General features: G+C 55.5%; 13 protein-coding genes. 9 read left to right on the top strand and 4 right to left on the bottom strand.

Annotated features, from left to right (window positions below):
• Positions 1-399 precede the first annotated feature (399 nt).
• The 3 genes from M891_RS0100755 to M891_RS25660 all read left to right on the top strand — a co-directional run bounded on the left by M891_RS0100755 (position 400) and on the right by M891_RS25660 (position 2,622).
• Positions 400-1,131 carry a ThuA domain-containing protein gene (locus M891_RS0100755; RefSeq protein ID WP_016311397.1) on the top strand — a complete coding sequence of 244 codons (732 nt, stop codon included), beginning with the start codon at positions 400-402 and terminating at the stop codon, positions 1,129-1,131.
• The gene (locus M891_RS0100750) at positions 1,131-2,237 is read left to right on the top strand and encodes a Gfo/Idh/MocA family protein (RefSeq protein WP_028537447.1); all 1,107 of its coding nucleotides are present in this window, start codon (positions 1,131-1,133) and stop codon (positions 2,235-2,237) included. The genes M891_RS0100755 and M891_RS0100750 overlap by 1 nt, the downstream gene beginning before the upstream one ends.
• A 97-nt stretch (positions 2,238-2,334) precedes the next feature.
• Positions 2,335-2,622: a hypothetical protein gene (locus M891_RS25660; RefSeq protein WP_232228247.1), complete on the top strand. Its 288-nt coding sequence runs from the start codon at positions 2,335-2,337 to the stop codon at positions 2,620-2,622.
• A 132-nt stretch (positions 2,623-2,754) separates the two neighbouring features.
• On the opposite strand, the gene M891_RS0100740 is transcribed toward M891_RS25660, so the two are convergent.
• From M891_RS0100740 to M891_RS23000, 3 genes are read right to left on the bottom strand one after another with little or no spacing between them, the layout of a single operon-like run.
• Positions 2,755-3,537 carry an SDR family NAD(P)-dependent oxidoreductase gene (locus M891_RS0100740; RefSeq protein ID WP_016311394.1) on the bottom strand — a complete coding sequence of 261 codons (783 nt, stop codon included), beginning with the start codon at positions 3,535-3,537 and terminating at the stop codon, positions 2,755-2,757.
• A 54-nt stretch (positions 3,538-3,591) separates the two neighbouring features.
• Positions 3,592-4,260, bottom strand: coding sequence for a bifunctional 2-keto-4-hydroxyglutarate aldolase/2-keto-3-deoxy-6-phosphogluconate aldolase (locus M891_RS0100735; RefSeq protein WP_016311393.1), 669 nt, complete (start codon positions 4,258-4,260; stop codon positions 3,592-3,594).
• A gap of 39 nt (positions 4,261-4,299) precedes the next feature.
• Positions 4,300-5,961 carry a hypothetical protein gene (locus M891_RS23000; protein WP_036699034.1) on the bottom strand — a complete coding sequence of 554 codons (1,662 nt, stop codon included), beginning with the start codon at positions 5,959-5,961 and terminating at the stop codon, positions 4,300-4,302.
• 212 nt (positions 5,962-6,173) lie between these two features.
• Between M891_RS23000 and kduI the strand changes: the two genes are divergently transcribed.
• From kduI to M891_RS0100700, 6 genes are all read left to right on the top strand, one after another.
• Complete coding sequence (gene kduI, locus M891_RS0100725; RefSeq protein ID WP_028537446.1) at positions 6,174-7,007, top strand: 5-dehydro-4-deoxy-D-glucuronate isomerase; 834 nt, start codon at positions 6,174-6,176, stop codon at positions 7,005-7,007.
• Positions 7,008-7,025: 18 nt separating this feature from the next.
• Complete coding sequence (locus M891_RS0100720; RefSeq protein WP_016311390.1) at positions 7,026-7,787, top strand: DeoR/GlpR family DNA-binding transcription regulator; 762 nt, start codon at positions 7,026-7,028, stop codon at positions 7,785-7,787.
• A 33-nt stretch (positions 7,788-7,820) separates the two neighbouring features.
• Positions 7,821-8,576, top strand: coding sequence for a 2-dehydro-3-deoxy-D-gluconate 5-dehydrogenase KduD (gene kduD / locus M891_RS0100715; protein ID WP_016311389.1), 756 nt, complete (start codon positions 7,821-7,823; stop codon positions 8,574-8,576).
• Positions 8,577-8,706: 130 nt separating this feature from the next.
• On the top strand, positions 8,707-9,294 hold the full coding sequence (locus tag M891_RS0100710; RefSeq protein WP_028537445.1) for a bifunctional transcriptional activator/DNA repair enzyme AdaA: 588 nt from the start codon (positions 8,707-8,709) through the stop codon (positions 9,292-9,294).
• Positions 9,295-9,299: 5 nt separating this feature from the next.
• Entirely contained in the window at positions 9,300-9,845 is a 546-nt protein-coding gene (locus tag M891_RS0100705; protein WP_028537444.1) for a methylated-DNA--[protein]-cysteine S-methyltransferase, read from the top strand.
• Positions 9,842-10,678 carry an SPL family radical SAM protein gene (locus M891_RS0100700; protein ID WP_051416780.1) on the top strand — a complete coding sequence of 279 codons (837 nt, stop codon included), beginning with the start codon at positions 9,842-9,844 and terminating at the stop codon, positions 10,676-10,678. Before M891_RS0100705 ends, M891_RS0100700 begins: the two co-directional genes overlap by 4 nt.
• Before the next feature lie 111 nt (positions 10,679-10,789).
• Here M891_RS0100700 and M891_RS0100695 read toward each other — a convergent pair whose 3' ends face one another.
• The gene (locus tag M891_RS0100695; protein ID WP_028537442.1) at positions 10,790-11,770 is read right to left on the bottom strand and encodes a sugar kinase; all 981 of its coding nucleotides are present in this window, start codon (positions 11,768-11,770) and stop codon (positions 10,790-10,792) included.
• Positions 11,771-11,843 lie beyond the last annotated feature (73 nt).

Here is an 11,843-nt window from a genome sequence, read left to right as displayed (position 1 = left end):
GTTTTGAAAGAAACTGAACGTGCGTTTCTAGCTTGCAAGGGCTCTCCCTGACGAAGGCATAACATGTGGTAACCAACCCACGGATAGCAGCGTGCCGACCGTCGCTCGCATTTTTGCTCTCGCGCCACGTGCTCAGGCAGATTTAAAACCGAGGGCTTGACAAAAACGTTCATAGCAACGGACCACAGGGAGCTTATTTGTCGATTTCCCGGCAATTTCCCGCTGTAACGGACTCCAATGACCTTACCGGGCGATTGCGGCGAACACGGGGCTGATTTTTTTCGAAATAAGGTCTCCTCGGTCCGTTAGAAATCCCGGAGGTGCATGTGTAAGTTGATAACGCCTTTGGTGTCCGTTAGCTTAGATCCAACAACTAATCACGAGAGAAGGAATTAAGAAATGAAAAAAGCTTTAATCGTTTGGGGCGGCTGGGACGGACATGAGCCGGAGCAGGTTGCCAGCATCTTTGCCGGCGCTTTGCGGGAGCACGCCTTTGAGGTGGAGGTCTCCGATACGCTGGAGGCTTTTGCCGATGCGGAGAAGCTCCTCGGTCTTGATCTGATTGTCCCGGTATGGACGATGGGAACAATTGAACAAAAGTTCGTCAATAACGTATCCGCGGCGGTACAAGCCGGAACCGGATTAGCTGGCTGCCATGGTGGAATGTGTGATTCGTTCCGAAACAATGTCGACTGGCAATTTATGACCGGCGGACAATGGGTAGCCCACCCGGGGAATGACGGAGTCGAGTACAAGGTGGAGATTATCGCCAATTCCAGCCCGCTGGTGGAGGGAATCGAAGACTTTTATGTGAAAACGGAGCAATATTACCTGCATGTCGATCCTGCCGTTGAAGTGCTCGCCACGACGCGCTTCCCGGTCGTTGACGGACCCCATCGTCTGAACAAGCCGGTGGATATGCCAGTGGTCTGGACTAAGCGCTGGGGAGTTGGACGCGTGTACTATAACTCGCTGGGACATCATGCTGACATCGTCGACCTGCCTCCAGTGAAGGAAATGATGACCCGCGGGATGCTGTGGGCGGCAGAAGGCAAACGCCTTGCAGTCGAGTCACTTGGTGAAAATGCACGGATTGACAGCAATTACACGGGCATGGGGGACAGCCAATAATGGACAAAATCAAAGTAGGGATTATCGGCTGCGGCAAAATCAGCGGCATCTACATGGAGAATTGTGCTAAGTTCGAAGCGCTTGATCTCGTCGCCTGCGCCGACCTCGACTTGAACCGGGCGCAGGAGCAGGCCAAGCAATATAACGTCCCCTTTGCTTGCACGGTTGACGAGCTGCTGCAGGATCCTGACATCCAGATCGTCATTAACTTAACAATTCCGGCAGCCCATGCCGAGGTTTGCCTAAAGGTGCTGGAAGCCGGTAAACATGTATACGTGGAGAAGCCGCTGGCTGTCACCCGCGAGGAAGGATTAGCCGTTCTCGCTGCGGCCCGCGAGCGTGGACTGATGGTCGGCAGCGCGCCGGAAACGTTCTTTGGCGCCGGCATCCAAACAGCCCTGAAGCTCATCCAGGACGGGGCGATTGGCCGGCCGGTCTCAGCGGCGGCATTTATGATGAGCCGCGGCCATGAGTTCTGGCATCCGGATCCGGAATTTTATTATGCCAAAGGCGGCGGCCCGATGTTTGATATGGGCCCCTACTATTTGACCGCACTTATTCAACTGCTGGGGCCGATTAAGCGGATCGCCGGCATGACCGGCAAAGCGCTGGAACAGCGTACCATCACCAGCGAGAAAAAGTATGGGCAAAAGATCCCGGTCGAAGTCCCGACCCATGTCACCGGCACGCTGGAGTTTGCGCAAGGCGCGATCGCTACGCTCACGACCAGCTTTGACATCTTTGGCGGCAGTACACTTCCGCCAATCGAAATTCACGGGACAGAAGGCACCCTACTTGTGCCGGATCCTAACACTTTTGGCGGCCCGGTGAAGTTCCGCAGGATCGGCGAAGAAGCCTGGACCGAAGTGCCTTTACTCCCGGGCTACGCCGAGAACAGCCGCGGCATCGGCCCAGCGGATATGGCCAGCGCTTTACTGCACGGGCGGCCGCACCGCGCCACCGGCGAGCTTGCCTATCATGTGCTGGAGGCCATGTGGGGCTTCCATGATGCTTCCGATACGGGCACCTTCTATCAAATGCAAAGCACCTGCACTCCGCCGGCAGCGTTGCCTCTGAATCTGAAGCCGTATCATCTCGACGAATAGCGAAGAACCCCCGACTTCATACAAGTTCGGGGGTTCTTTTTTTACGAATAGTCCAAACTCTGCCCCCCATATAGTTGAACAGCAAGGATGGAGAGGAATGGGGAGAACGATGGTGGAGCGGAAACAACGTCCATTTATTTTTGTGTCGATTCGGGCATCAACGATTCGGAATTTCATTATCCTGGATTTGATCACCGGAACGGGGCTGTACTACCTGATCAAAGTGGCAACTGCCAGCGTGCTGCTCGGCTCGATGGGAAGTGCTGTCGGAACGGAGGTGATGAAGCGAATTCGTGTGATGAGGTTGTTTCACAAAAATCGCAGCATCTTGCCTGTAAGAAAAAAATCAATCGACGTACATTCTAAGTCGACAGACCGCGTTTAGCGGATGTTTTTCTTGCGATATCAGGATGCCAATCCCCGGAGTTTGTACTTTCCGATATCTTAAAAAAAGGCTGACCGCCGATACCCCGGCGATCCGCCTTTTTTCATCCGGCGGGTTCCACCTCGCCGCGAATTACAACACTGCCGACGTGCCGCCGTCGATGTTCACGGCGGTACCCGTCACATAGGATGCCGCTTCGGACACCAGGAAGGTGATGACCTTCGCCGCCTCCTCCGCTTGGCCAATTCGGCCCAGCGGGATGCCATGGCGCGGATCGGTTGCAAACTGCTCCCAGGTCAGCTCCGGTGCAGCTTGACGCCATTTCCGTTCGATCTGATCGCTGCGGACAAGCCCAATGCATACCGCGTTCACGCGGATCTTGTCAGCTGCCAAATCCTTGCTCATCGCCTTCGTTAAGGCCAGACCAGCAGCTCGGCTGACCGATGTTGGCAACGAGGAAGCGCCCGGAGTTTTACCGCCAATCGCCGTGACGTTCAAAATCGCCCCGCCCCCTGCTTTACGCAGATGGGGCAGTGCGGCCCGGGCGAAATTCACCGCGCCCAGCAGCTTCAGATCCAAATCCGCCCCCCAAGCTTCGGCCTCCACCTTCTCAAACGGAGCCGCCGCTGAGGTACCTGCATTGTTGACGAGAATATCAAGTCCGCCAAAATGCTGGGCTGCCTGCTCGACGACCCGGCGGGCATCATCACCCGAAGTGGCGTCAGCGACAAGGACAAGCGGCTCCGTCCCCGTCTTCTCACGGATCGCCTTAGCCGCTTCCTGCAGCGGCCCTGCGTTCCGCGCCACGATAGCGACCTGGGCACCTTCCGCAGCCAACGTGATGGCGGTTGCCAGCCCAATCCCTTTGCTGCCGCCGGTAATGATGGCCCGTTTTCCTCTCAATCCAAGATCCAAGTGAATCCCTCCTCGACAACATTTTTTATGATGGATGAAGGTGATGATTCGAAATTATGATAAATCTTTGGCCTTCAGGTACTCCGCTTTATAGGCAGCGGCTTTCTGGGCAATCAAGGAGAAATCTCCCCGCTTCACCGCTTCGTTCGTCAAATCCGAGCCGATTCCCACAGCGACCGCACCCGCTTGGATCCATTCGCCGAGGTTCGCCAGCGAAACCCCGCCGGTTGGCATAATATTCGCCTGCGGCAACGGTCCTTTGATCGCCTTGATCATAGACGGATCGTACAAGTTGCCCGGGAACAGCTTCACGATGTCCGCCCCCAGTTCCAATGCCTCCTGGATTTCCTTGATCGTCATACATCCAGGCATCACCGGGATGCGGTACCGGTTACACAGCGTCACCGTGTCACGGTTCAAAGATGGCCCGACAACGAACTGAGCGCCGCTTAAGATCGCAGCCCGCGCCGTTTCAGGATCCAGCACCGTACCTACGCCGATAATCGCGTATCGTGATTCGTCCTGGGTGTCCCAGCTGTATTTTCGCGCCAATTCCTCAATCGCCCGCAAAGCAAACGGAACCGTCATCGTCACTTCGATGACTTTAATGCCGCCGGCAATGGCCTGCTCGGCCATTTGCACGACTTCCTCCGGGGTTTCTCCGCGAAGGACGGCGACAACGCCTTCCTGTACGATTTTTTGCACAAGCTGCAGCTTCTTCATTCCTTAACCCTCTTTCCCATCAACATTGTTCTTTATACCTTACATCGAATAAGAATACGACTCCAAATTCACACGCTCGCCGTTTATCCACCGATCCCCTGGAAGCCCGGGACCTTTGACGCTTAACGTAAGCTGGATTCCTTCGGCATAGGTGGTATAGGAGGCATCTATCCTGCCCGTGCGAACATCTGCTGTAAAGCGTGCGGCATGGGACTTCATCGTTAATATGAAATCATCCAGGCTCTTAATTCCCCGCTCGTCTGCTTCCGGAAGGCCTATCGCCTCCACCACAATGCCCACGCAGCAGCCTTCCACCTCGACCTGGAGATAGCCGCTCCGCTCTCTCACCTGATAATCTCCCGACACATATACAGCAAAAAACGTCTCTTCAACCTTTCCGAATATACCATTCGCGGTAAATCGCCATTCTCCTTCCGGAAGCACGCCATTAACCTGCCCGGGTACCTTCACTGGCAGCGAGTAGACCGCCATTACGACATTATGATGATACAGGACTTCCGTCCATTCGCTCTGATGGCGCGGGTCGTTACCGCTGGGATCATATCCTTTGCCGGGATGGAAAAAGTACAGCTGATTGCCCTTCTCGCCGCGGACCGGCAAGCTGTACAGCCATCTCAGCTGCTCATTGTCGAATTCTTCGACTCTCTCCCACAGTCCGCCTACCGCGAAGTGATCGGTCAGGTAGGCATAAGAATGGAGCCGCTGCTTAACGCCGCCGATCTCCTTGAGGAAGGCTGCCATGGTTTCGGCAGGCTTGTCACGCGCCAACGCTCGCACGCGAGCTGATGGAGGAGCCTCATAGAATAGAAGCCCGGCATACTCGGTGCGCGGCATCGCTTCCGGCAGCTCGAAATCGCCGAACTGCACATAGTCGTGCAGCACGTTGGCGTCCCGCGGTGCATCATGCGGCCAACCACGGGCATGGGCGCCAACCCATGCTCCCTTGAAATAATAAGTAGCCCGAATCGTCCATAGATGGTCTAACATCTCAGCCAGCTCGGCCTTTACCTCCGCATCCTCCATCAGCACCCAAGCGCAGGTGTACGCCTGAATCCAGTGCCAAAACCACGGCAACGCGCCGTATTCCGCCATCCCCTCAAGGCGCAAACGAGCCAACGTTTGCCGTAAACATTCCTTTCCGTCGGCAAACAACGCCGCATCTCCATAACGCTGCCCCAAGATCAGCTTCGCAGCCGTGTACTTCGCCTCATGATGGTTATATTCCCGCAAAGGCTGGCGATAGAAGTCGCTTCGATAGACATGCGACAGCGCGTCCTCGAAGCGGGCTGCCAATTCCGGGCTTAGCTCTACCCCATACCGGTGCATAAAATACACCATCAAACTGCCCATGAGCTCGACCGGGAGTACATGCGGCTTAGCCTGCTCCGGTGTTGGATCCAGTCCCAGCGGCCAGTGTCCGTATGTCGCGCTGGACGCCGCCTGATCCTGGAGTTGAAGCACGCGCAGCAACACCCGCTCAGCGAGCCGCTTACCTTCCGTCCGATCAAATGGCAGCGTTTCGTCCGGATCTACGGCAGCGGCAAATAAATAGGAGGCGTAATAATAGTTGTCCCGGATATCACCATGAAACCACAGCCCGCTTTCCCGAAGTGGTTGCCGCCAAGCGGTCGTTGCGACTTTTCGAACGATTGTCTTCATTCGAGCTTGATACAGATTCATCAAACGTACCCCTTCCCCCACATCCTACCATGGTTTCCATCGTGGCTAAAGCCGATGAATCCACGATTTCCTACGGTAAACATCTGAAATTCGCATCTTCATTCGAAATGGTGCAATAGGGTGCGACCTCTTGCCAAATGAACCTAAATGGATTAATCTGAACCTATATGAACATTATACACCAAAATGAACGTGAAAAGGAGAGATTTTACATGGAACGTCGTTACGCTTCGCATCCCCAAGAGGTCAAGCAATTTGATACCGACCGTCTGCGCAAGGAATTCCACATTCCCACCTTGTTTACGCCGGATCGATTAGAGCTGGTGTTGACACACGAAGACCGGCTGATTATCGGAGGCGCGAATCCGGTACAGCAGGATGTCAAACTGGAGACGGATCTCAAAGAGCTGGGCGTCTCCTACTTCCTCGAACGTCGTGAGCTTGGTGCCATTAATGTAGGCGGACCAGGATCGATTATTGTCGACGGAACGGAATACGAGCTGAACAACAAGGATTGCTTGTACGTCGGCAAGGGCTCGCGTGAAGTGATTTTCCGCAGCAAGGATGCTTCGAAGCCAGCGAAGTTCTATTTGAATTCGGCACCGGCGCATAAAGAGTTCCCTACAGCAAAAACAACGCTGGCTGAAGCGGAATCCGGAGCGCTGGGCTCGATCGAAAACTCCAATGAGCGCACGATCCACCGGTTTATCCACGAGAACGGCATTCAAAGCTCCCAACTCGTGATGGGGATGACCCAACTCAAGACCGGCAACATGTGGAACACGATGCCTGCCCATGTTCACCCTCGCCGGATGGAGGCTTATATGTATTTTGATCTGGCAGAAGACGCTGTGGTCTTCCACCTGATGGGTGAGCCGAACGAAACTCGTCATCTCGTTGTGCGTAACGAGCAAGCGGTCATCTCGCCAAGTTGGTCGATTCACAGCGGGGTAGGAACCAGCAATTATACGTTCATTTGGGGGATGGCCGGCGACAACAAAGCTTATGCCGATATGGACGCCGTTCCGATGAAAGACTTGAGATAAGAAAGAGTGAAAGCTTGCATGAATCCGATTCGACGTTATGAAAAAATTATGGAGGTTCTGCTGACACAAAAGGAAGTCACGGTAGCGCAACTAAGCGAAAGCTTGGGCGTGACCGGCAAGACGATCCGGGAGGATCTCGCCAAGCTGGAGGAACAAGGGCTCCTGGTTCGTGTACATGGCGGAGCCGTGCTCGCCCAAAGCGATCAGTATGGGATTCTGCCGTCCAAAGAGCCGCTGACCAAGCATGCGGATGAGAAGAAGGACATCGCCCTCCTCGCCCTCCATCATATCCAAGAAGGCGATATCATCGCACTGGACGGGGGGAGCACTACGCTGGAAATCGCCCGGCGGCTGGAGAATCGTCCGCTTACCGTCATCACCAACGACGTATATATCATCAGCGAGCTGGCGGCCAAAGACCAGATTCGTCTGGTCGTACCCGGGGGCTACCGCGTCCGCAACATGCTGGCCGGACCCGAATCGGCGGCGTACGTGCGTCAGTTGAATATCCAGAAAGCCTTTATCTCGGCTACCGGCATTCATCCGGAACACGGACTGTCGATTTACACCGGGGATTTGATTGACTTCAAGCGGGCGTTGATCGAAACATCTCGCGAGGCGATCGCCGTCTTAAATCATCAAAAGTTCGGGCAGACGGCGCTCCGCACCTTCGCCTCGTTGAGCGAAATCTCGCGGATCCTTACCGATCGGGGACTGCCCGCCGAGTCCGCGCTGCCGTATGAACGTGCCGGCGTAACGATCGAATACGCAACGAAATAAACGAAACCGGATTGATGGGAGGAACGTATACTTATGCATCATCTTTTTGACTTAACGGGCAAAACTGCCCTGGTCACCGGGGCTTCCGGCGGACTAGGCCAGGGGATTGCAGTCGGACTAGCCGAAGCGGGGGCCGACGTCGTTTGCGTCTCGCGCACCAGCAGTGCGGAAACGGTCAGCCAAATTACAGCCTTAGGCCGGAATGCGACGGAAGTCGTGGTTGACCTCAGCGAGCATGACAAGCTGCAGCATACCTTTGACGAAGCAATCAAATTAACGGGTGCGGTCGACATTCTGGTAAACAACGCCGGGATCATCCGCCGGACGCCAGCGAAAGATCATAGTGAACAGGATTGGATCGACGTCATCCAGCTGAACCTGAACACCGTGTTCTTGCTCTCGCAGATCGCTGGACGCCATATGATTGAACGCGGCAGCGGCAAAATCATTAACATCTGCTCGATGCTCTCCTACCAAGGCGGGATCAACGTGCCCGGCTATACAGCCAGCAAGCATGGGGTTGCCGGCTTAACGAAAGCATTTGCCAACGAATGGGCTGCCTATGGGGTCCAGGTCAACGGCATCGCCCCCGGCTACATGGTCACGGACAATACCGCGCAAATTCGCGCCGACGAGAACCGGAAAGCTTCGATCACCGATCGGATTCCAGCCGGACGCTGGGGAACGCCGGAGGATCTTAAAGGGCCTGCCGTCTTCCTCGCCTCTGCCGCCTCAGACTATATGAACGGCCACATCCTTTGCGTCGATGGAGGATGGATGGCGCGGTAATATCTAGAAAATTCGCCTGCCATATTGGCAGGCTTTTTCTATGAATCGGGATTTCGTAATCTTGCTTTTCCTTTCGCTTCCCATGGCATCGTCATCTTGACCAAGGTATACTAAGGCTGGGGGTGAAGCCATGACCATCCATACCGGGTCTCCGACATACCAAACTGCTAACGAGGCGCAGTGGCAAGCGATTCTCGCCAATGATGCGTCGCAGGACGGCCATTTCTTCTACGCGGTGGTAACTACTCGCATCTTCTGCCGACCGTCCTGCAAATCAAGGCCGCCTAAGCGGGAGAATGTTCTCGTCTTTGCGACTGCAGAGCAAGCACGAGCGGCCCATTTCCGCCCCTGCAAGCGCTGCAAGCCGGAGGGACTGCGGTTGCCGGATCAAGAGTGGGTCGAACAGATCGCGGATTACATCGACCGCCACTATCCAAACAAGCTCACCCTGGAAATGCTGGCTGAAGAATGCCATGGCAGCCCGTATCATTTGCAACGAACCTTCAAACGAGTCATGCACATGACACCAACGGAATACCTGGTGCGGCGGCGAATCGATGAGGCGAAGCGCGCTTTGGCAGAACGGGAGTCGCAGCGAACTGTGGCTGAAATCGCCCGGGAAGTCGGGATTGGCAGCTCCGCTTATTTGATCACCCTGTTCAAAAAAATGACCGGCGTCACGCCAAATGAATATCGCAAAATGCAAACGGAGGTGTAAGCGCCATGACAACCGTTACAGCCGTTCAAACCTCACCGTTATACTGGTCACGGCTTCAGGAACCCGCATGGAGCCTTTATCTTGCTGCTACCGAGCAAGGTCTGGCTTTCGTTGGTTCGTCCGGCGGCACGTTGGATGAACTGACCGCCTGGGCGAGCCGGCGATTCCCCGGCCGTACACTGACGCAAGATGACCAACGACTGTCTCCCTATGCCGACGAACTGGCCGCCTATTTACGCGGCGAACTGCAGCGTTTTACCCTCCCTTACGACCTGCACGGAACCCCGTTCCAACAGGACGTCTGGCAGGCGTTATGCGCCATTCCGTTCGGGCAGACCCGCTCCTATTCCGATATTGCCGCATCGCTGGGGAAGCCGAATGCCGTCCGCGCCGTGGGAGCCGCGATTGGCGCAAATCCGCTGCTCATCACAGTTCCATGCCACCGCGTGATCGGCAAGAACGGGGCGCTTACCGGCTACCGCGGCGGCTTGGAAATGAAGCTGCGACTGCTGGAGCTGGAACAGGCCGCATTTGTTGGAGGCAGCCGGTGAATCCCAACGACCATCCGCGGGTAGCTGCCGCCTATACAACGCCCAAAACGTTGTTAAACAAAGGGACCGGATTTCTCTCCCATTACTCCCATTCGCTGAACCCTTATGCCGGATGTGCCTTCGGTTGCTCCTATTGCTATGTACGTCAGCTGCCGGTGGCCTTATTTCGCAAGCGGGAATGGGGATCGTGGGTGGACATCAAGCATCACGCGGCTGAGCTTCTCCGCAAAGAACTGCGCAAAGCCAAAGCTAAAGGGCCGGTTACGATCTTTATGTCCTCCAGCACCGATCCTTACCAACCTGTAGAAGCGAAGGAGCAAATCACCCGATCGTTGCTCGAGGTGATGGTAAGCGAACCCCCCGACTTTCTGCTGGTACAAACCCGTAGTCCCCTCGTCACTCGGGATATCGATCTGCTGCTGCAGCTCAAGCATCGGGTGCGCGTCAGCTTAACGATTGAGACGGACCGGGAGGACATTCGCCGGGCGTTTACGCCATATGCTCCGCCGATTGCCGCGCGTCTGCGCGCCGGACAGCAGCTGGCTGAGGCTGGAGTGCCGGTTCAAGCCACCCTTGCTCCAGTGCTTCCCAGCACCGAGCAATTCCCGTCCAAGCTGCGTCTATGGGCCGATCGCGTGTGCCTGGACGACTATTTTATGGGAGATGGAAGTGGAGGCACCCGCACCGCCAAGCTGGGCATTCACTCGATCTATGAACAGCTGGGCCTCGCATCGTGGTATTCACCGGACGCCTACCAAATCGTACATGAGCGTCTGCTGCAGGTTTTTCCCAAACATCAAGTGTTTCTTAGTCAGGAGGGGTTCGCCCCCTAATGACAGCAAAACCGCCGGAGACAAAGCTCCTGCGGTTTTCTATTACCGTATAAATGATCACGTTAACATTAAGGCCCAAACGACACCGTTCACAGTAAAGAAATGAGCTCTCTACCGCTCCACATGCCCTTTGCCGGACAAGAGACGTTCAATCTCCGCCGCGCTCGGCAACCCTTCCCAATCGCCTACGGCCTGAATGACCTGAGCGCCAACCAGATTCCCGAGACGAACGGCTTCTACCATGCTGTACCCGCGTACGACTCCAGCCAGAAATCCGGCGCAAAATCCGTCGCCCGCTCCTACCGTATCAATCACCTGTTCCACCTTAAAATACGGCACCGCGTTCAGCTGCCCTTGCTCCAGCACATAGGTACAATCATCCCCGCCTTTGATAATACTGATCGCAGGCAACTCCTGCAGCTTGCCGATCATCGTATCCATCGAATCGGTCTCGTACAACAGCTTTAACTCATCCAGCCCGGGCAGGAAATAATCCGCTTTCATCGCCAACGGCAGTAATACCTTCCGTGCGTCCTCAATGCTCCACAGCTTTAATCGCAAATTCGGATCGAAGCTCACCTTCACCCCATGCCGCTTGGCGATATCCATCGCCGCATGGGCCGTTTCCACGCAAGAAGCGCTAAGTGCCGGCGTAATGCCGGTCAGATGCAGAACCTTGGCTCCGGCAATGTACGATTCGTCCAGATGCTCCGGGCTCATGAAGCTGGCCGCCGATAACTTGCGGTAGTAATAGACCGAGCTTTTGCCTGCCACATTTTCCCGTACCATCATGCCCGTCGGGGCTTCGTCCGTCAACATCGCACGGGACACGTCAACGCCTTCGCCGCGGATGGCCTTCAGAATACGCCGGCCAAACGGATCGTCCCCCAAGCGGCCGCACCATCCGGAGGTTTGGCCCAGTCGGGCTAATCCGATCGCTACGTTGGACTCCGCCCCCCCAAAGGATGGCGAGAGAGCGCTTGCATATTCGAGCCCTTTGCCCCCCTCCGCGATCAATAAAGCCATGCTTTCGCCAAAGGTGACCACTTCGGGGCTTCCCAGGTTCGGGCGAGTTTCACTTAACTGCTGCATGTTCAGATCCACACCTTCTTTTGGAGTCAATTTTATTACCATTATCTCATGTCCGGGATCGGAAAACTATCAA

The sequence above is a fragment of the Paenibacillus sp. J14 genome (assembly GCF_000518465.1).
Lineage (GTDB): Bacteria > Bacillota > Bacilli > Paenibacillales > Paenibacillaceae > Fontibacillus > Fontibacillus barengoltzii.
This window is presented reverse-complemented; position numbering and strand designations above follow the sequence as displayed.